16 protein-coding genes are annotated in these 20,743 nt (G+C 61.0%); 2 read left to right on the top strand and 14 right to left on the bottom strand.

Annotated features, from left to right (window positions below; all coding sequences use genetic code 11):
* Positions 1 to 24: 24 nt before the first annotated feature.
* The 4 genes from FGE21_RS00190 to FGE21_RS00205 all read right to left on the bottom strand — a co-directional run bounded on the left by FGE21_RS00190 (position 25) and on the right by FGE21_RS00205 (position 3,862).
* Positions 25 to 333, bottom strand: coding sequence for a DUF2218 domain-containing protein (locus tag FGE21_RS00190; protein WP_139660646.1), 309 nt, complete (start codon positions 331 to 333; stop codon positions 25 to 27).
* A gap of 428 nt (positions 334 to 761) precedes the next feature.
* Positions 762 to 1,211: a cyanase gene (gene cynS, locus FGE21_RS00195; protein WP_139660648.1), complete on the bottom strand. Its 450-nt coding sequence runs from the start codon at positions 1,209 to 1,211 to the stop codon at positions 762 to 764.
* Between the two features lie 20 nt (positions 1,212 to 1,231).
* The gene (locus tag FGE21_RS00200) at positions 1,232 to 2,962 is read right to left on the bottom strand and encodes a bifunctional protein-serine/threonine kinase/phosphatase (protein ID WP_139660649.1); all 1,731 of its coding nucleotides are present in this window, start codon (positions 2,960 to 2,962) and stop codon (positions 1,232 to 1,234) included.
* 51 nt (positions 2,963 to 3,013) lie between these two features.
* Positions 3,014 to 3,862, bottom strand: a complete 849-nt coding sequence (locus tag FGE21_RS00205; RefSeq protein ID WP_139660651.1) for a formate/nitrite transporter family protein — start codon at positions 3,860 to 3,862, stop codon at positions 3,014 to 3,016.
* A 583-nt stretch (positions 3,863 to 4,445) separates the two neighbouring features.
* Between FGE21_RS00205 and FGE21_RS00210 the strand changes: the two genes are divergently transcribed.
* Both FGE21_RS00210 and FGE21_RS00215 read left to right on the top strand, forming a co-directional pair.
* Positions 4,446 to 6,170 carry a NirA family protein gene (locus FGE21_RS00210; protein ID WP_139660653.1) on the top strand — a complete coding sequence of 575 codons (1,725 nt, stop codon included), beginning with the start codon at positions 4,446 to 4,448 and terminating at the stop codon, positions 6,168 to 6,170.
* 13 nt (positions 6,171 to 6,183) lie between these two features.
* Positions 6,184 to 7,944, top strand: coding sequence for a sulfite reductase flavoprotein subunit alpha (locus tag FGE21_RS00215; protein ID WP_176695333.1), 1,761 nt, complete (start codon positions 6,184 to 6,186; stop codon positions 7,942 to 7,944).
* 105 nt (positions 7,945 to 8,049) lie between these two features.
* Here the strand turns inward: FGE21_RS00215 and purU are convergent, their stop codons facing one another.
* The 10 genes from purU to FGE21_RS00265 all read right to left on the bottom strand — a co-directional run bounded on the left by purU (position 8,050) and on the right by FGE21_RS00265 (position 20,435).
* Positions 8,050 to 8,934: a formyltetrahydrofolate deformylase gene (gene purU / locus FGE21_RS00220; protein ID WP_139660656.1), complete on the bottom strand. Its 885-nt coding sequence runs from the start codon at positions 8,932 to 8,934 to the stop codon at positions 8,050 to 8,052.
* Positions 8,935 to 9,775: 841 nt separating this feature from the next.
* Positions 9,776 to 11,101, bottom strand: coding sequence for a type III glutamate--ammonia ligase (glnT, locus tag FGE21_RS00225; protein WP_139660657.1), 1,326 nt, complete (start codon positions 11,099 to 11,101; stop codon positions 9,776 to 9,778).
* Positions 11,102 to 11,167: 66 nt separating this feature from the next.
* Positions 11,168 to 12,511, bottom strand: coding sequence for an FMN-binding glutamate synthase family protein (locus FGE21_RS00230; RefSeq protein ID WP_139660659.1), 1,344 nt, complete (start codon positions 12,509 to 12,511; stop codon positions 11,168 to 11,170).
* 9 nt (positions 12,512 to 12,520) lie between these two features.
* Positions 12,521 to 13,198: a GXGXG domain-containing protein gene (locus FGE21_RS00235; RefSeq protein WP_139660660.1), complete on the bottom strand. Its 678-nt coding sequence runs from the start codon at positions 13,196 to 13,198 to the stop codon at positions 12,521 to 12,523.
* Position 13,199: 1 nt separating this feature from the next.
* Complete coding sequence (locus tag FGE21_RS00240; RefSeq protein ID WP_139660662.1) at positions 13,200 to 14,126, bottom strand: glutamine amidotransferase family protein; 927 nt, start codon at positions 14,124 to 14,126, stop codon at positions 13,200 to 13,202.
* Between the two features lie 404 nt (positions 14,127 to 14,530).
* Complete coding sequence (locus FGE21_RS00245) at positions 14,531 to 15,175, bottom strand: XRE family transcriptional regulator (RefSeq protein ID WP_255731183.1); 645 nt, start codon at positions 15,173 to 15,175, stop codon at positions 14,531 to 14,533.
* 182 nt (positions 15,176 to 15,357) lie between these two features.
* Complete coding sequence (locus FGE21_RS00250; protein ID WP_139660664.1) at positions 15,358 to 15,948, bottom strand: sarcosine oxidase subunit gamma; 591 nt, start codon at positions 15,946 to 15,948, stop codon at positions 15,358 to 15,360.
* Positions 15,941 to 18,901: a sarcosine oxidase subunit alpha family protein gene (locus tag FGE21_RS00255; protein ID WP_255731184.1), complete on the bottom strand. Its 2,961-nt coding sequence runs from the start codon at positions 18,899 to 18,901 to the stop codon at positions 15,941 to 15,943. The genes FGE21_RS00250 and FGE21_RS00255 overlap by 8 nt, the downstream gene beginning before the upstream one ends.
* Positions 18,898 to 19,185 carry a sarcosine oxidase subunit delta gene (locus FGE21_RS00260; protein ID WP_139660665.1) on the bottom strand — a complete coding sequence of 96 codons (288 nt, stop codon included), beginning with the start codon at positions 19,183 to 19,185 and terminating at the stop codon, positions 18,898 to 18,900. Before FGE21_RS00260 ends, FGE21_RS00255 begins: the two co-directional genes overlap by 4 nt.
* Positions 19,185 to 20,435 (bottom strand): sarcosine oxidase subunit beta family protein, encoded by a 1,251-nt coding sequence (locus tag FGE21_RS00265; RefSeq protein WP_139660667.1) that lies wholly within the window; start codon positions 20,433 to 20,435, stop codon positions 19,185 to 19,187. Before FGE21_RS00265 ends, FGE21_RS00260 begins: the two co-directional genes overlap by 1 nt.
* Positions 20,436 to 20,743 lie beyond the last annotated feature (308 nt).

The following is a 20,743-nucleotide window of genomic DNA, read 5'->3' on the forward strand; positions in this document are numbered from 1 at the left end:
ACCGTGCCAAACGGTGATTTGGCCTCAGCCGGGCTGGTCTGATTTTGTAGCAGGTCCCCAGTCGAGCGCCGAAAAATCCTCCCGAAATGCGAACCGTTCCAGATGAGAATCGATAACCTGCCGCGCCCGGCTCAGGGAGTCTTCGTCTTCTCCGATCACGTCGGCCTGCAGTGTCGTATCCGTTGCGGACAGATGGACCGGACCAAAAGGAAAGCAAATCCGGCCCTGGGTTTCGTCAAATGTGACGTCGACTTTATGCCCGAAATGTTTGCAAAGCTGTTGGAGATACTTGCTTGCGTTGGGCGTGGCGCGTTGGCCAAGTTGTTTGTACATACTGCGTCTTACTTTCAGTTCAGTCAGTGATCGCGAATGTGGAGCATGGAACAGGACAGGCTGCGACCCTGTCCGCAGGTGCGATCGTTCGCGTGATTGTTCGCGTGGTTGGGAGCTGCAGGCAAGCCCTAAGATGGTCAGCCTGCTCTGGCCAAGGCTGAGCAGGTCGCTGAGCAGGGATCCTGCGCCGAGGACACTTGGGAGCCAGACAGCTCTCGGGCGACCGGCTAAATGCCACCCGGATGCCATTCCCGCCCGGTATCCGGCACCCGGGTATCCGGCACGCGGGATGTGCGTGTCGGATGTGTGCGCGGGATTGCGGAAGGCGGTCCCGGGGCGGAGAGGGGGGGGAGACGGTGGCCTGGAGTGGAGCCGATGCGGGCCCTGAGACACCGCAAGTGGACGCATGTCGCCCCTGCCGTTAACGGTTACCAGGCATTGTAGGAGAGGTATTTCCCCGACATCTCCACCTTGACCCGGTCGCCCTTCTCATTCGGCACGCGGGTCACAGACATATCGAAATCTATTGCTGACATGATGCCGTCTCCGAATTTTTCATGGATCAGCGCCTTGAGCGTCGGGCCATAGACACCGACGATTTCGTAGAACCGGTAGATACAGGGATCGGTCGGTACGGTTTGTTCCCAGATCTTTGTCGGGCTCTCCGTCAATGCTGAGACGGTCTCTTGCGGCAGGCCGAGGCAGGCCACAATCGCCTCGGCTTTATCCCGGGGAAAGGCGTTCATGCCCATAGCCGCCGAATGGGTCCAGACGGGGGACATGTCGATTTTCTCCGCAATCCCCTCCCATGTCAGACCGGCCTGACGTTTTGCCGACAAGATCATTGCTGTTGCATCTTCTTTGGTCACGAAGTCCATTTTGTTTCCTTTGGTTGGGGTTACAGGGCCAAGACGATCATCAAGATCACAAAGAGCCCGGCCGAAAGCGCCTTCCAGAAGGCCACTGGATTGCGTTCCATCAGCGGGCCTGCCGTCTTTCGGGACCATTGCGCCGATGGTCTTTTGAGATCAGCAAGAAATTCGGACATGGCCGGATAACGATTGGCGGCGATCGGATGAACCGCGCGTCTCAGGGCGTCGTCCACCCAATCAGGGATGCCGTTGGTGTCGTCTCGTGCGGGACTGTATCGCAAAGCGTGCAGATCGCGATGGGCCCGCACCCGGGCCACATGGGGTCCATAGGGCAGCCGTCCAGTCAGCATCTCATAGGCGATCACACCAATGGAGTAGAGGTCAGAAGCCGGTCCTGCGCGATCACCTGCAAAATATTCCGGCGCGGCATATTGCAGGGTGCCAAGAATATCCTGCTCCGGCGGCGTCCGGGCCGTTTCCGCCACCCCGGCCACAAAGGTGGAGCCGAAATCGATGATCCGGACCGTACCGGAGGGGTCGATCATCACGTTCTCGGGCCGGATATCCTGATGCAGCATCTCGCGTCGGTGCATTGCCCGGACACCGGCAATCAGTTGGGCAATAATGTCGCGGACCTCCTGCAGGGACGCCCGAGGCCTGTCGCGCATCCATTGCCGCAGGGTTTGGCCTTCGACGAACTCGGACAATATGTAGAATTTCGTCCGCTCTGAGGGGGGAGGCACCGCGCGCAGAACATGGGTGTTGTCCAGCCGCCGCGCGATCCACTCCTCCATCAGGAAACGACGCCGATAGGCGGGGTCGGCCCGCAGGTCCAGCGAGGGGATCTTGAAGGCGACGCGGCTCCCGTCCGGGGCAAGGGCGAGGTAGATATGGCTGCGCGCATTGGCATGTATCGCGCGCTGGATCGTGTAGCCGTCAATTATATCTCCGGCTTTGGGGAAATCCGGACAGGGCAGGTCTTCGATCTCGCCCATCAGTGTTGCCGTATCAGGCGGCGCAAGCGCATCTATCCGCAAGATTTGCACCGTCAGGTTATCGGGACTTCCGGCCTCGAAGGCGGCCCGGACAAGCGCCTCGGCCGCGGCATCCAGATCCGCTGCGCTGTGCAATGCCTCGGCAACATCCGGCCCCGATATGGTCTCGTGGACGCCGTCGGTGGTCAGCACAAACACGTCCCCGACGGCCAGCGGCGCTCTGACGTAATCGATCTCGACACGCGCGCCTGCCCCCATGGCGCGGCTCAGGATATGGCCGCCCGAGCCGGTGCTGACGGTGTGATCCTGTGTCAGCTGCTCCAGGCTGCGGCCCGACAGGCGCCAGATGCGGCTGTCTCCGACGTGAAAGATATGGGCGTTGCCTCCCTTGAGGATCAGTGCTGACAATGTGGTGACCCAACCGTGGTCGATATCCTCGATATGGGCGGCGCGGTTCTTGCTATGGAGCCACCCATTCGTGGCTGCGATGACGCAGGATGCGGCCGGTTTGACCGTGGCGGCGTCCGATGTGCTGTAATAATCGGTCAGCAGGCCCTTCACGGCGATCTCGGCCGCGTCGCGTCCTTTGCTGCTGCTGCTGATCCCGTCCGCAATCGCGACCGTGATCCCTTTGAGCGCCAAGGTTTCTCCGGTCGGCACAATTGCGCCGTGGAAATCCTTGTTGTCGGGCTTGCGACCGGCGCTGGACCATTGGCCTAGGCTGATCGCAAGGGTTGGGGGGGGATTCAGATCTTTTGACATGAGGTCCTGAACCGCCCCGGTGCTCTGGGATGGGGCACCGGGGCCAGTTCGTTACTCTGCCGCGGTCGCTTCGGCGGTCGCGGCCGAAGCGGGCGTGTTGATCGCAGGTGATGTCTTGTAATGCGTTGAATAGATCGTCGCCCCAACAAAGGTCAGCCCGCCCACGAGGTTGCCGATGACAGTCGGGATTTCGTTCCACAGCAGATAGTCGCCGACTGTGAAGTCGCCGCCCAGCAGCAGGCCCGATGGGAACAGGAACATGTTCACGATGGAGTGCTCAAACCCGAGATAGAAGAAGATCAGGATTGGCATCCACATGGCGATGACCTTGCCCGAGACCGATGTTGACATCATCGCAGCCACGACGCCTGTCGACACCATCCAGTTGCACATCACTGCGCGGATAAACAAGGTCAGCATGCCGGAGGCGCCGGCCTCTTTGTAGCCTACGGTCCGGGCCTCGCCGATCAACCCGATCCTCTGGCCAACCGCATTGGGTTCATGCGAAAATCCGGTGGTAAAGATGATTGCCATAAAGATCGCGACGGTAAAGGCACCTGCAAAATTACCGCAGAACACAAGGCCCCAGTTGCGCAAGACACTCTTGACCGTGACACCTGGACGCTTGTCCAGCAGGGCGAGCGGGCACAGCGTGAAAACACCGGTCAGCAGGTCAAATCCCAGAAGATAGAGCGTACAAAACCCGACCGGAAACAACAATGCACCGACGAGGAAGTTGCCGGTATTCACCGCAATCGTGACCGCAAAGGCCGCCGCAAGCGCCAATATGGCGCCGGCCATGAATGCTCGGATGAGCGTATCCTTTGTGGACATGAAAACTTTGGCCTCACCTGCGTCAATCATTTTTGACGCAAATTCAGCGGGGGCTACGTATGACATTTCAAGCACCTTTCTGGGGGTTGGAATTCAAAACAACAGCTATAACTATGGCGCGACCTGTGGCGGTCGGGGCCATCGGTCACGGACCATTCAAGCGGTCGTGTTTTTTTAATTTGGTGAGTTGAGACAGCCACGTTGCTGGCAGTTCGATCGGGGCTCGTTTGTCTACGCCGTTGTAGACCCCGCAGTCATCTTGAGTTGAGCATTGGCATGACGCGCGGTCTTTCAAGAGATGTCTTCTGAAATTTTCAAATATCTGCCGCGTTTTCTTTGGCCGCGCAGAATGCAGGCAGTTCGCGGGGCAGCTTGTGCAAATTAGCCCAAAAAATAGCCCGTCGCCGAACGTGACGGAAACTGGTCGCGCCTTGAAAGCCGGAGCGCTTGACACTGGTGCGGGAATTTACATCCATGAACCTGCACAGTGAAACACCTGTGAGCATCAATCGTCGACAGGCAACGCGGCCGCGACGAACGTGTTTTGGCAACGATGTCGACACAATATCCCAGATTAATTTGAAGCTGTTCGCAGAGGCAGGGGTCTTCCTCATTGCTCATGCGCGTGAGCTAAAAGGATCGTCAACGCATGTCGCACCAAACATCAGGTTTTTCGCAAGAGCAACAAAACTACCTCGTCGAAGCGCTGGCCCAACTTGGGCTGGAGCGCCTGTTCGGGGGCAGCCCGCACACGGCAGAGCCCGAAGCTGCGCATGTCTACGGGACTCCGGTTGATGAGCTGTGCAAAGAAGAGCTGAAGAAACTCGAGCTGCATCCGCTGGACATGTGGTCCCGCCTTGAGGCGTGGACAGATGCAGGGGAGATGGCGACCGGGCTGGATCAATTCCTGCTGCGCCACCTCGGGTTTTTCAATGTGGAACCCAACAGCCCGGGCTATATGATCCGGATGCGTCTGCCGGGCTGTCTGCTGCGGGGAGATCAGATGATCGCGCTGGCAAATGTCGCAGACACCTATGCCGGTGGCTACGCGCATGTGACCACCCGTGGAAACCTGCAGCTGCGCGAAATCGCGCCGGGCGACGTTTTAAATGTCTTCTTTGCGCTCCGCGATGCCGGGCTGTCCTGCCATGGCACCGGCGCTGACAGTGCCCGCAATCTGACCGCATCGCCGACCGCCGGTTTCGACCGTCAGGAGCTGATCGACTTGCTGCCCTGCGCCGTGCGCCTTGCGCAGCGCATCAAGGCCACGCGGGAACTGCAGGCGATTCCTCGCAAGTTCAACATCTCTTTTGACAACGGTGGCATCTTGTCCTGCGTCAGCGATACGAATGACATTTCATTCCAGGCGGTGCAGGTGACAGGCGGCATCGAGCCGGGGGTATATTGCCGCATCCTGCTGGGGGGCATCACGGGCCACAAGGACTTTGCCCGCGACACCGGTGTGCTGTGCCAGCCGAAAGATGCAGTAAACGTTGGCCACGCCATGTTGCGTGTCTTTGTCGAACATGGGGACCGCACCAATCGCAAACGGGCGCGTTTGAAATATCTTCTGGACCGCGAGGGGTTTGACTGGTTCATCGCCCGCACCGAGGAGGCCCTGGCCGACATCGCGCCCGAGGTGCGGCTGATCCACCAATCCGCAGAGCATGACGCGCCACGTGGGCCGATAGACCGGACGGGCCATATCGGCATCCATCCCCAGGCGGGCGAGGGGCTCAACTATATCGGCATTGCACAGGAGGTCGGCCATCTGTCCAGCGCACAGATGCGGCGCATCGGCGAGGTGGCACAGCGCTATGGCAAGAATGACGTCCGGCTGACCGTTTGGCAAAACACGCTCATCCCCCATATCAGCGATGGGGATCTGCAACAGGCGACTGACAGTCTCGCAGAGGTGGGGCTCGGCCACAGCGCGACATCCTTTGCCGCAGGTGCCGTGGCCTGTACCGGCAAAGCGGGCTGTAAGCTGGCGCTTGCCTACACCAAGCAAGACGCGACCCGGATCGTGCGCCATCTGGAGGATAAATTCAGCCTCGACAGCCCGATCAACATCCACCTGACGGGCTGTCCCAACTCCTGTGCGCAGCATTACATCGGTGACATCGGGCTGATGGGCACCACGGCAGAAGACAACACCGAAGGCTATCACATTGTCCTCGGCGGTGGGAATGACAGCGACCGTGGTCTGGCGCGCCCGCTCTGCGGGCCGGTCGCTGCCCGCGACGTCTGTTCCGTGCTTGAGACGCTCGTGGCCAACTATCTGCACAAGCGCGATGGCAATGAAACCTTCCTCGCCTTTTCACGACGCCAACCGGATGAGGCCTTGCCCGCCCTCGTCCAGTGTTCTGCATAATTGGATCCCACTCATGACGAAGCAAGACCGGACCATCACGACTGCCCTTGCCGATGCAATCGGCCGGACAGAGGCCACACGCTCGACCGGGCTGATTGCCGAGGATGCCCCGTTTGACCGGGATCAACGCAACTGGCTCAACGGATTGTTGTCGGGCCTGCAGGCGATCGCAATGGCGGCGGAGAACACAAAAGACCCCGGCACCGATGCACCCGCCACGACCATGACAATCCTCTTCGGATCGCAATCCGGAACCTGTGAAAGCCTGTCCAAGGACCTGCGCAAATTCGCCAAAACCAAGGGCTTTGATGCCAAGGTTGCGGCGCTGGATGATTTCGATGTGGCCGAATTAGCGGGGCTCCAACATCTGACCATTATCGCCGCGACCTTTGGCGAGGGGGAACCTGCCGACAACGCCGTGCAGTTCCACGCGGCCCTGATGGCCGAGGATGCACCGGCATTGCCGGCATCGCTCAACTTCGCGGTCTGTGGTCTTGGCGATACCAGCTACGCCGGTTTCAACCAGGCCGCGCGGGAGCTGGACGCGCGGCTGGCCGCCCTCGGGGCGACCCGGGTGCATGATCTGGTGGCCTGTGATGTGGCCTATGAGGACGCCTATGCGGAGTGGAAGTCTGCCGTCTTCGCCAGCCCGGCGTTTGCGGAGGCTGCGGGCGCCAGCCAGGCCGCCGAACCCGAGGCGGCAGGGCCGCTGTTTGACAAAAACCGCCCCTTTGCCGGCACGTTGATGCATGTCGAGAAATTGAGCGGTGCGGGCTCTGCGAAAACCGTGAACCATATTGAAATCAGCCTCGCCGGCGGTGGCGCTGATATGGACTATCAGGTGGGCGATGCGCTGGGGCTTTGGCCGACGAATTGTCCGGTCGAAGTCTCGCATATCCTGCAGGCCATCGGTGCCAGCGGCGCCGAAACGGTGATGCTGAAAGACGTACCCACCTCGTTGCGGGCGGCGCTGCTGAACCGTCTCGACCTGACGACAGTGACCCCGGCGGCGCTGACGCTTTGGAAGGTCGAAAAACCGACAGAGGATGCACAGATCATTGATGTGATTGAATGCACGCCGCTGGCGCTGGGCCCACAAGAGCTTGTTGACGGATTGCGGCCTCTGCAGCCCCGGCTCTATTCCATTGCTTCCAGTCCCAAGGCGCACCCCGGCGAGGTGCATCTGACGGTGGGGGAGGTCCACTATGAGTTGCGGACCAGACGCAAGGGCGTGGCCTCGACCTATCTGGGACAGCGCTTGCAGCCCGGCGGGCAGGTCGGCGTCTATATCCAGAAATCCGCGCATTTCCATTTGCCTGCAGATCCCGCAACTCCGGTCATCATGATCGGTCCCGGCACCGGAATCGCTCCGTTCCGGGCCTTTCTCGAAGAGCGTGCAGCCTGCCGGGCCGAGGGGCCGAATTGGTTGTTTTTTGGCGATCAGCATCAGGAGAGCGACTTTTTATACCAGTCCGAGATCGTCGCATGGGAGGCCGCCGGCGTTTTGACCCGAACCTCGCTGGCATGGTCGCGGGACACGGCACAGAAGGTCTATGTGCAGGATCTGATCCGCCAGGACGGAGCCGAATTCTATGATTGGCTGACCAAAGGGGCTGCCATTTTTGTCTGTGGGGATGCCACCCGCATGGCGGCCGATGTGGACCGCACCATCTGTGAGGTGATCGCACAGTTCGGAGGCCTGAGCGAGGACGAGGCCAAAGCCTATCTGGCGGAGCTGGGCAAGGCAGGTCGCTATCAGCGCGATGTCTATTGAACCAGCTGGATGGTGTAGCAGACGCGCGAAATCCCGCAGGCGTAGGCCGATCCGCCGGTGAGATTTTGGCCCGTCCGCAATCGTGACCGCGGACGGGTCGGCCCTTTAGCCCATCCGTTCAGATGCGTAGGAGCCGGGCGAGGCCGGGAAAACGACCGTCTTGTTGCCGTTCAAAAACACCCGGCGGTGAATATGGGCATGAATGGCGCGCGCCAGAACCTGGCTTTCCACATCCCGCCCGAGCGAGACATAATCGTTGGGCGACTGGGCATGGGTGACCCGGACGATATCCTGTTCGATGATCGGCCCCTCGTCGAGATCGGCGGTGACGTAATGGGACGTCGCACCGATCAGTTTCACCCCCCGTTGAAAGGCTTGTTTATACGGGTTCGCGCCCTTGAAACTTGGCAGGAACGAATGGTGGATGTTGATGATCCGGCCCGACATCTTCTGGCACATCTCATCCGACAGGATTTGCATATAGCGCGCGAGCACGATCAGCTCGGCACCGGTGTCTTCTATGACGGACATGATCCGCGCCTCGGCATCCGGTTTGTTTTCCGGCGTCACCTTGATGCAATGGAAGGGGATATCGTGGTTCACGACCACTTTCTGGTATTCCATATGGTTTGAAATCACCGCGACGATGTCAATCGGCAGTGCGCCAATACGCCAGCGATAGAGCAGGTCGTTCAAGCAATGTCCGAACCGCGACACCATGATGACAACCTTCATTTTGACGGTCTCATCGTGGAATTCATAGTTCATGTCAAACGGATCAGCGGCCTGTGCGAAGCCTTCGCTCAGTCTGGCGAGGTCAACGCTGGCCGTGCTTTCGAAGCTGACCCGCATAAAGAAATTGCCGGTCTCCTTGTCGTCGAACTGGGCGCTGTCGGTGATGTTGCACTCGTTCTCGGCCAGGAATGTCGCGATGGCAGCAACGATTCCACGCGTGGATCGGCAAGTCACTGTGAGGGCGTAGGTGCTCATGGTTGGGGTCCTGTCGGAAAATATGCGGCAATATGTGCCCGTTTTGAAGGAGTTATGCAGACGGACCGTAGCCAATACTCAGCCTGCAGTCGCGCCCACCGGTTTACCTGACCCCACGGAGACTGCGCAGAGCCAGGTCTGGTTTCGGAGTGTTGAAGAGATCTGTTCAGTTTTGTGGGTGGGTCTCCCGACTGTCATCACCTGCATCTTTCCATGGCGAGAGCTCTTGGGCCACGGCGCCGCTTGTGGTCGATTTATACCCGTTGCCGTGCAATGTCATGCTCCCCTTCTTCTGGCGCGGGGGCATGCGCGATCCGCGCCCGTTCGGGCAGGAGCGGTGGACCGGGCAGGACCTGCGTCAGGACAGGCAATGCGTTCGGTCCTGAGAAACCTCTGAGACCCCCCTGTGACCCCCCCGTGAACCCCCTGTGAAAAACAATGCCCGGGTGCATCTCAGCCATTACCACAAGCCAATGATGTTTCTGACGGGGGAATGAAATCTGAGCAGCCAAGCATGTGACACGGTAACGTTTCCTGAATTTCTCCTTGCCTGACAGTGGCGTGTTTTGGGAGGGGCGGCGCAGGCCGATGCGTCTTGTTGTAGTCTGTTTGCGGCAAGATCTGGCCCTGGGATTTGGGGGCGTGCAGCCAAAGCAGGCGCGAGACGGATCGCCCGAAGCCGCCGCAGCGCGCGTGTGCGTGGTGCCGCTCGAAGCGCACCTGTCCGCGCTGCCGCTCGCAGCGCACCCTGCGCGGTGCCGCCCCAAGGGTGACACCGGCTCCGACAGGCGGCCAGCGCGTCGCGTCGTCCGCAGCCCTCGCCACGTCCGCTCGACTGGGATCAAATATCCAGTGTGGTTTCTTTTTCCCATTGGCTGAAATGGCTGACATAGCTGTTCCATTCCTCCATCTTCATCTTGATGAACGACCGCGAGAACTCTTCCCCGATGGCGGCCTTCAGGCCCTTGTCCTTGTCAAACTCACGCAAGGCATCCAGCATATTGAGCGGCAGTTTGGGTGCGCCGCGCACCTTGTGACCCTCCGCATACATATCGATGTCGTGACGTTTTCCGGGGTCGGCCTTTGACCTCAGCCCGGACAGGCCGGCTGCGATGATGACTGCCTGCAGCAGATAGGGGTTCGCCGCGCCGTCGGGCAGACGCAATTCGAACCTCCCGGGGCCGGGCACGCGGACCATATGGGTGCGGTTGTTGCCGGTCCAGGTGACCGTGTTCGGCGCCCAGGTCGCACCAGAGACGGTGCGTGGCGCATTGATGCGCTTGTAGCTGTTCACCGTCGGATTGGTGATCGCGGGCAGCGCGCTTGCGTGTTTCATGATCCCGCCGAGGAAGTTGCGCCCCTCCTCGGACAGGCCAAGCTCGGCCGTCTGGCTGCTGTCGTTGGGCGCCATCGCAAAGACATTGGTGCGGCCCTCCAGATCCCAGACCGATACATGGGCGTGACAGCCGTTGCCCGTCAGCCCCTCGACGGGCTTGGGCATGAATGTGGCGCGGTAGCCGTGCTTTTCAGCGACGGTCTTGACCATGAACTTGAAGAAACTGTGCTTGTCTGCAGTGGCCAGGGCATCATCAAAATCCCAGTTCATTTCCCACTGGCCGTTGGCATCCTCGTGGTCGTTCTGGTAGGGGTTCCAGCCCAGCTCAAGCATGTGGTCGCTGATCTCGCGGATCACATCCAGGCGACGCATGAACGCCTGCTGGTCGTAGCAGGGTTTGACGGCCGTATCGTAGGGGTCGCTGATCTGTTCGCCATCCGGGGTCAGCAAGAAGAACTCTGCCTCGATACCGGTTTTGACGCGCAGTCCTTCGCGGGCGGCATCCTCGGTCATGCGGCGCAGGACATTGCGCGGCGCCTGTGCGACGGGGGTGCCCTCCATGATGCAATCGGCAGGCACCCAGGCGATCTCGCGGTTCCAGGGCAAAATGATCACGGCGTCGGGGTCCGGCACTGCAAGCATATCGGGATGGGCCGGCGTCAGGTCGAGCCAGGTGGCAAAACCGGCAAAGCCCGCGCCGTCTTGCTGCATCTCGGCGATGGCGCGCGCGGGGACAAGTTTGGCACGTTGGCCGCCGAACAGGTCGGTGAAGCTGATCATGAAGTATTTGACGCCGTTGTCTGCGGCGAATTGGGCAAGATCTTTGGTCATTGGGTGGGTCCCTGTGGTGGAAAGAAAGGGGCGCGTGCCAGCTGGCCGCGCCCTCGTTTTTTGGGGTCAGTAGGAGGTGCCGGGTTTGCCCGGATACCAATCGGTCCCGGCGAGGGGGATTTTCGCCATTGCAGCAGCCTCCATCGTCAGCGCACAAAGGTCCTCCGGTTCGAGGTTGTGCAGATGGTTCTTGCCACAGGCCCGCGCGATCGTCTGCGCTTCCAGGGTCATGACGCGCAGATAGTTGTTCAATCGTCGCCCGCCTTCGACAGGGTCAAATCGTTTCATCAAATCAGGGTCTTGCGTAGTGATCCCGGCCGGATCCCTGCCTTCGTGCCAGTCGTCATAGGCGCCCGCGGTCGTGCCGAGGGCATTGTAGTCAGCTTCCCATCTGGGATCGTTGTCCCCAAGCGCAATCAGCGCCGCGGTCCCGATCGACACTGCGTCGGCGCCAAGCGCCATGGCCTTAGCCACATCGGCACCGCTGCGGATACCGCCCGACACCACCAGCTGAACCTCACGATGCAGGCCGAGGTCCTGCAGCGCCCGAACAGCTTCACCGATGCAGGCGAGGATCGGTTGGCCGACGTGTTCTATGAACACATCCTGCGTCGCCGCAGTGCCGCCCTGCATCCCGTCCAGAACAACCACGTCAGCGCCCGCCTTGACCGCAAGCGTGGTGTCAAAATAGGGACGGGCGCCGCCGACCTTGACATAGATCGGCACCTTCCAGCCGGTGATCTCACGCAATTCCAGGATCTTGATCTCAAGGTCATCCGGCCCGGTCCAATCCGGGTGGCGACAGGCGGAGCGCTGGTCGATGCCTTTGGGAAGGTTGCGCATTTCGGCAACCCTGTCGCTGATCTTCTGGCCCAGCAACATTCCGCCGCCGCCCGGCTTTGCACCTTGGCCAACGACGATTTCAATTGCATCGGCGCGGCGCAGATCGTCGGGGTTCATCCCGTAGCGCGATGGCAGATATTGATAGACCAGCTTGTTTGAATGACCACGTTCCTCCTTTGTCATGCCACCGTCGCCGGTGGTGGTTGACGTCCCCGCCAGCGTGGCGCCGCGTCCCAGGGCTTCTTTTGCCGGAGCAGAGAGGGAGCCGAATGACATTCCCGCGATGGTCACCGGAATATCCAACTGGATCGGGGTCTTTGCGAAGCGGGTGCCGAGCGTCACCGAGGTTTCGCATTTCTCGCGATACCCCTCGAGCGGGTAGCGGGACATGGAGGCCCCGAGAAACAGCAAGTCGTCGAAATGCGGAACCTTTCGTTTGGCGCCACCGCCGCGAATATCATAGATGCCGGTTGCCGCCGCCCGGCGGATTTCGGCGTTGACCGGGTTTGAAAAGGTTGCGGATTGGATCGGCGCCGTGCGAGGCGCGCCATTGCGGGTATCTGTCATGGCTGGTCCTCAGTATGCGTTATCGATTTTGAAGGTGTAGAGTTCGCGCGCAGACCCGTAGCGTCTGAACTCCTCGGGTCTGGCCGTCGCGCCCGCCCGGTCCAGAAGATCGGCAAGAAGCTCCAGATGTTCGGGCCTCATTTCCTTTTCGATGCAATCCGCCCCAAGTGATTTGACGGAGCCGCGCACGAACAGCCGGGCCTCGTAGAGACTGTCGCCCAGCGCCTCGCCGGCATCACCGCAGACCACGAGATTGCCGGATTGCGCCATGAAGGCCGACATATGTCCGATGTTGCCATGCACCACGATGTCGATCCCCTTCATGGAAATACCGCAACGCGACGAGGCATTGCCCTTGATGACAAGCAATCCGCCATGTCCGGTGGCGCCGGCGTATTGGCTGGCGTCGCCTTCAATGACCACGGTGCCGCTCATCATGTTTTCGGCGACCCCGGGACCGGCCGAGCCTTTGATGTGGATCGTCGCCTGCTTGTTCATGCCGCCGCAATAGTATCCGGTCGACCCTTTGACGGTGACCTCGATCGGTGCATCCAGGCCGCAGGCGATTGCGTGCGCGCCTTTGGGGTTCAGGATTTCCCAGGCGGTCTGATTGGTCGCTTCTGCCTGCGCGTGCAGGGTCGCATTCATCTCACGCAGGGCGACTTCCGCCATATCCAATGTCTGCATTTTAAGCGGCTTTCTCATGTGTGGGCTGGTCGGTGTGGCTCCAGAAGTAGACGGTCGCAGGCTCTGGCTCCCAGACGCGGGCCTCTTCGATGCCGGGCAGGTCAACCAGGGCGCGGTATTCGGATCCGAACGCGACGTATTGATCGGTTTCGGCCATGACAGCCGGTTTGCAGGCGATCGGGTCACGCACGACGCCAAAGCCGTCCTTGGTGCCCACCACGAAGGTGAAGAACCCGTCCAGATCATCGAGGCTGCGTTCCAGGGCTTCGCCGAGCGACGCGCCCTTTTGCATCTGCCAGGTCAGATAGGCGGCCCCGACCTCGGTATCGTTCTCTGTTTCGATGTGGATGCCTTCACGGCGCAATTTGCGGCGAAGGCTGTTGTGGTTCGACAGGGAGCCGTTGTGCACGAGGCATTGGTCGTCGCCCGTATTGAACGGATGCGCCCCCATCGTCGTGACGGCTGATTCCGTGGCCATCCGGGTGTGGCCGATGCCGTGGGTGCCTGACATCTGCCCAATTTCAAATCGATCCGCTACATCTTTGGGCAGTCCCACCTCCTTGTAGATCTCGAGCGCGGTGCCCCGGCTCATGATCCGCAGCGCAGGTCTGAGTTCCGCAATCGCGGCGCGCGCCTTTTCGATGAGACCATTGGGCATGGTCAAAACGGCATGCGTGCTGGCAATCGTCATCGACACCGGGGCATCGATGGCCTTGCTCACGGCAAGATCAAGCTGCTCAAAATCGGTCTCGGGGTCATCGGATTGTACAACTATTTTCGATTTATCCATTGAATCTGTTGAATAAATCGCAATCCCTGCGCTGTCTGGCCCCCGGTCGGTCATGGTGACGAGCATCTTCGTCAGCATCGAGCCCAGCTGGGGTTCAAGCGTTCTGTCTTTCAGGAATAACCCGACAATCCCACACATTTCCTTGTCCTCATTCATTGCCCTGCGCGTCGCAGCTGCGTCGATTCCGACGCTATCACCCTGCCTTCAGGTGATCAACTGTAGGGAAACAAATTTTCACAAGAGGCAATAATTCAGAGTGACAAAAAGCAGGACGTGCCAAAAAACAGGCCGAGTAAATGCCGTTGTGCCTTTGTGAGGTTGGCCCACAGGAACAGAGGGCGATCACAAGCAACATCCCGCGACGCGATTTCCTGCCGCGCCAAGGATGCCCCCGGAGCGGGCCGGCAATCTGCAAGCGAACAACCCCATGGACCTGCGCCCGGCACCGTTCCCGACCGCCGGTAGGTCCGCAAGCCCCAGCAATCCTGCGGGGCTCTTGCCCGACTTTGATCGGGGGCCTCACTGAAATTCTGAAAAGGGGGTCAGGTTTTTTGCGGGTAGCTGATGATCGAAAGATAGCGCGACGGCAATTTCACCAATTCCTCCGGGCCATGCGGCGCGTCGGCGTCAAAGAACAGCGTATCGCCGGGCTTGAGGGGATATACGTTGTCGCCGTGACGGTAATTGACTTCGCCTTCGAGCATATAGATCGTCTCAATCCCGCCATGCTGGAACGTGGGAAAGACGTCGGATTCTTCATTGAGCGTGATCATATAGGGTTCAACGATGACGCCGCTGGCGTTTGCGCCGATGTGGCCCAGAAGGTTGTATTGGTGATTGGCGCGCGTGCCTTCGCGTTTCAATTCAACCCCTTCGCCGGCCTTTGTGTGAACCGCGGAGCGGCCTTCCTCGAAACCGCGAAAGAAGGTGGTGATCGGGACCGACAGGGCATTGGCCAGAGTTTGCAGGGTGGTCAAGGAGGGCGAGGTATTGCCATTTTCGATCTTGGACAGCATTCCGATTGACAGACCTGTCGCCTCCGAAAGCTCCGCCACGGTGATGTTTTGCTTGCGACGATGGGCCCGCACCTCGCGTCCGATCGCAACCTCCAGAACTTTTTCGCGCAGCTCACGGACGCTGTGTGGATCTTGGGAAAAAAGGGTGGCGGCCGGTGTGCGGGTCTTCACGATGATCAGGATCCTCAATGTGTTCGGGGCGTTCGGGGTTCGCTTTGCAGCGGTCGGTTGACCATATCCCGTGGGAGATCACGAGAGTCTAGCATGGGAACCTCAAAAGGGACGCAGAAACTGATCCTTTGAGCCCATAGCCGGGCGCGGTCGCCCGGGCTCGGTTTGCGCGATCGCCCGCGTCACGCGACCGGCCGCCCCTCGGCCGTCCCCGGGGCCTGGGCAATGGATTTGGCTGCGGTGACCAGGGCGTGGTGCAGAGAGCCCGCCGCGGCGCGCGGGCCAAGGATTCGGATATGGTCATCGGATGCACGGCGGATGACAAAGCAGCCGAGCTGGTGGATCACCGTGCGCTGCACGTCGCCCGCCTTCATTTTGCGGATCGCAATATTGCACAGCAGCTCACACAGGTCGGGCATGCTGTCCCCGGTCACATCAAAGACCACCCAAGCGCCGGATTGCTCGGTGACGGAGGCCGCCGTGCCGAACCGGACCTTCAGCTGATCAGCCAGATCTTCGTGGGTCGCCATGGGGGCGCCGATCATCCATTGATCCGGGCCCATCCAGAAACCCGCTTCCGGATCATGCAGAACCGCCCGCCCAACCTCGGGCACTGCACCAAGAAGCGCCTTCAAGCCGTTGGCGCAGACGTCGGATTCTCCTCTTCTGGCGGCAACAGAGGCCAAAGCGACGCCGGAATTCTCTGTGATCGTCACGGAGCCGATGGTCCGCGCCTCGACGCCAAGCGCAGGGGTGGGGGTCAAATCATGCACGAAGCCGGTCTCCCTCGGGGTCTACAAAATGGGGGCTGCAGACCTCCACGGCCAGTTCGACGCCGGTCAACGGGCTGACCACACGCAGGGTCTCTCCCAGCCGGTTCGCCCCGTTTTTGAGGAAGGCCAGCGCGATGTGATGGCCCAATGTCGGCGAATAACAGGCCGAGGAGACGTAGCCCTGGTCATGAGCCGCGTCCACCGGGCCGGTTGCGGCCATCAGATGCGCCCCGGCTGGGATCTGATCGGCACGGTCGGCGGGTCTGATCCCGACCTGACGCAGGCCGCCCGGATCGTTCAATCCCTCCCGGCGGGACAATACCGCGCCGATGCTGTCCTTCTTGGTACTGACCATCCGCGCCATCCCGAGGTTCAGTGCCGTTGTCGTTCCGTTCAGTTCGTTGCCCGCGGCGTGGCCCTTTTCGATCCGCATCACACCGAGCGCTTCGGTGCCATAGGGGGTGATCCCGAACTCCGCGCCGGCGGCCATGATCCGGCGTATCAACGCATCGCCATAGGCCGTCGGTACCGCGATCTCATAGGCGAGCTCGCCGCTGAAGGAAATGCGGAACAGGCGGGCGCGCAGACCGCCGCAGACGGTGACGTTGGCACAGGCCATAAAGGGAAAAGCGTCGTTGCTGATGTCCTGATCGACGATTTTTTCCAGCACGCGGCGCGCCTTCGGTCCCGCCACGGCGAATTGTGCCCAGGCCTCGGTCGTCGAGATCAGCTGCACATCCATATCGGGCACAAGGCATTGGCGCACGAATTCCATATGCCGGTACACAGACAGAGCATTGGCGGTGGTCGTGGTGACGACAAAATGATCCTCCGCAAGCCGCGCGGCGGTGCCATCATCCATCGCGATACCGTCTTCGCGCAGCATCAGACCATAGCGGGTCTTGCCCACGGGCAGCTTGGCAAACCCGTTGCAGTAGATCCGGTTGAGGAACTCGGCCGCATCTGCCCCCTGGACATCGACCTTTCCCAGCGTGGTGACATCACAGACCCCGACAGAACCGCGCGTTGCCAAGACTTCGCGGTCGACGCTTTCGCGCCATGTGGTCTCGCCTGTGCGGGGGAACCATTGGGCCCGCAGCCAATTGCCGACCTCAACGAAGACCGCGCCCTGTTCCTGCGCCCAGGCATGCGAAGGGGTCAGCCGTTTGGGGTGAAACTGTTGCCCGCGATGTCGCCCGCCCAGGACGCCGATGGCCACCGGGGTGTAGGGGGGGCGGAAAATGGTGGTGCCGACCTCCGGGATGGATTTTCCCGCAAGCTCCGCCATGATTGCAAGCCCGCCGATATTCGCGGTCTTGCCCTGGTCGGTTGCCATCCCAAGGGTGGTGTAGCGTTTGAGGTGTTCCACGGATCTGAACCCCTCCTGGTGGCTGAGGGTCACGTCCTTGACGGTCACGTCGTTCTGCTGGTCAATCCAGGCGCGACCGGCCCCTTTGACCTGCCAGAACGGCTGAAGGCGCACCGGCCTGTCCTCGGCCTTCGGGATCTCCGGCAGGGCGCCTCGCAGATCCAGCACGGCCCGCGCCGCTCTGGCGCCGCCCTCCAGCGCCGCAGCGGTCGAAAAATCTCCGTTCGCGGCCCCGGCAACGGTCATGCCTTCGGGCAGGCCGCCGGGCCGGCTGTCCGGGACGAAGGCCGCGAGACGCTCATTCCACTGTGGCCGCCCCCGGTGATGGCAGGTCATATGGACGTTGGGGTTCCAGCCGCCGGATACGCCGAGTGCACCGCATTCGACCATACGTTCGCTGCCATCGGCGAGCTGCAACTTTACAAACGTCAACCCCAGCCGCCCCATGGTATCGGTGACCTGAGCCCCCGCGAGCACTTCGTAGTCCAGTGCGCGCGGCGTCTCGGGGCGCACGTCCGCAACGATGACCTTGATGCCCTTGGCCTGCAGATCGGCAGCGGTGCGGTGGCCATCGTCATTGTTGGTGAAGATCATGGCCCGCCTGTCGACGGCGACGCCATAGCGGTTCGCATAGGTGCGCAACGCGCTGGCGGTCATGATGCCGGGGCGATCATTGTTTTGAAACGCAATCGGGCGCTCGATCGCACCGGCTGCCAGAACCGTGCGCCGGGTGTAGATGCGCCACAGGATCTGGCGCGGCTTGTCCGGTTGCGGAGCCGCCAGATGATCGCTGACCCGCTCCACGGCTCCGTAGATTCCATGGTCAAACGCACCGATCACCGTGGTACGCGGCATCAGGCGCACGTTGGGCAGATCCGCCAGTTCCGCGACCGTGCGGGCGGCCCAATCCGCGGCGGGGGCCGCGTCGATGGTCAGGGTCTCCGCGTTCAGGCGGCCGCCCATGCGAAAATCCTCATCGGCAAGGATCACATCCACGCCGCTTCGGGCCGCCGTCAGCGCCGCCATCAATCCGGCCGGACCCGCGCCGATCACCAACAGATCACAATGGAGGAACCCCTTGTCATAGACATCCGGATCCTCCCGGAGGGACAGGGACCCGAGCCCGGCCGCGCGGCGGATCACAGGTTCATACAGTTTCTCCCAGAACGCTTTCGGCCACATGAACGTCTTGTAGTAGAACCCGGCCGTGAGGAAATTGGACAATCGGTCATTCACCGCCAAAAGGTCGAATGACAGTGACCCCAGGCGGTTCTGGCTCCTTGCCTGCAACCCGTCGAACAGCTCCGCAGTGGTGGCGCGTGTGTTCGGCTCCTGACGGTCACCGCTGCGCAGCTCTACCAGCGCATTGGGTTCTTCGGATCCGGCCGAAACCGGCCCGCGGGGGCGGTGGTATTTGAAGCTGCGCCCCATCAGACGCACCCCATTGGCCAGCAGCGCAGAGGCCAGCGTGTCGCCGCCATGGCCACGATAGCGTTTGCCGTCAAAGGTGAAGGTCAGCTCCGTCTCCCGATCAATCTGACCACCTTGAAGCCGGTTTTTCTGCGCCGCGGTTTTCATCCTCATGCTGATCGTCCCCGACTGCGGGCCACGTCGCGGGCAAGTTCCACATTGGAGATTTCATGGGTCAGCGTGTTTCGCGTGACCACCAGCCAGGAGCGGTCTCCGGCCTCGTGAAACCACAGTTCCCGGTGCCAGCCGGCCGGGTTGTCGCGCAGATAGGCATACTCATAAAACGCCTGCGCCGCATCTTCGGCCTCAGGATCGGGGCGGTCGATCAAAGCGGCATCCCCCATATAGGTGAATTCGGAACTGTCACGCGGCCCGAGCAGCGGGTGGTCAATGATCATCAGTGCAAATTGGGCTGATTGCCCATCCCTTTTTCATCGATCATGCGGCCCGTTCGGAACCGGTCGAACCGATAGGCGGTTGCGGTGGGGTGGGGGGTGTCCGTAGCCAGCAGATGGGCAAAGGCAAATCCGCTTGCGGGGGTCGCCTTGAACCCGCCGTAACACCACCCTCCGTTGAAGTAGAGACCCTCGATATGGGTCCGGTCGATGATCGGAGAGCCGTCCATCGACATGTCCATGATCCCCCCCCACATGCGCAACAGACGGGCGCGTCCGAGCATCGGGAAAATCGCCATCGCCCCTTCACAGACGTCCTCCACAACCGGCAGGTTTCCCCGTTGCGCATAGGAATTATATCCGTCGATATCGCCACCAAACACCAGCCCGCCTTTGTCGGACTGGCTGCAATAGAAATGCCCCGCGCCGAAGGTGATGACGCCGGGAAGGATGGGTTTCAGCCCTTCGGACACAAAGGCCTGCAACACATGGCTTTCGATGGGCAGGCGCATGTTTGCCAGGCTCATCAGGCGGCTGGAATTCCCGGCGACGGCACAGCCGACCTTGGAGGCTGCGATATATCCCCGGGTGGTCTCGACGCCCTTGCAGACCCCGCCTTCGATGCGAAACCCTGTGACTTCGCAGTTTTGGATGATGTCGACGCCCCGGCTGTCGGCACTGCGCGCGTATCCCCAGGCCACCGCGTCATGGCGTACGGTGCCGCCGCGATGCTGCGCCAGGCCGCCCTTGATCGGAAAGCGCGCATCACCGGTGTTGAGGAAAGGATAGCGTTTCTTGATCTCCGCCACGCTCAGCATATCGGCGTCGGCCCCGTTCAGGATCATGGCATTGCCGCGCCGGGTGAACGCATCGCGCTGGCCGTCGGAATGGATCAGGTTCAGGATCCCGCGCTGGCTGACCATCGCATTGTAGTTGAGGTCCTGTTCCAGCCCCTCCCACAGCTTCAGCGAAAATTCGTAGAACGGTTCATTGCCGTCCAGCAGGTAATTGGAGCGGATGATCGTTGTATTTCGGCCAACGTTGCCACCGCCGATCCAGCCCTTCTCCAGCACTGCAATGCGGGCCTGGCCGAATTCTTTGGCAAGGTAATGCGCCGTGGCCAGGCCATGCCCGCCGCCGCCGATGATCACGATATCATACTGTGACCGGGGGGCGGCGTCGCGCCATGCAGGCCGCCAGCCCGTGTGACCCGTCAATGCCTCCTTGATGACACGAAACCCTGAATACCGCATGCGATCCCCTTTTCGTGACCCTTCTCAGCAACCGGCACAGGATGGTGAGGGTCTGTGCGCCCTGACCGAATCCCCGATCATTGAGGACACTTGAACGGGTTTCAAATCAGATGGCAATAATCCTGATGGGAAAAAGTGTTTCTTTTTGGGAATATTTCTGCGTGAGCCGCAGCCGCGATAATCTGCGTGCCAGGGACTCGGCGATCAATGGTGATCACTGGTGATCAACGACGATCCCCGACGCGACTACCTGCTGAACGCTTTCAGGCGGATCAGCCGTCGAAAGGCCGCGCAGCAGAACCTGACAG

Source organism: Phaeobacter sp. B1627, assembly GCF_006265095.1.
Taxonomy (GTDB): Bacteria; Pseudomonadota; Alphaproteobacteria; order Rhodobacterales; family Rhodobacteraceae; genus Epibacterium.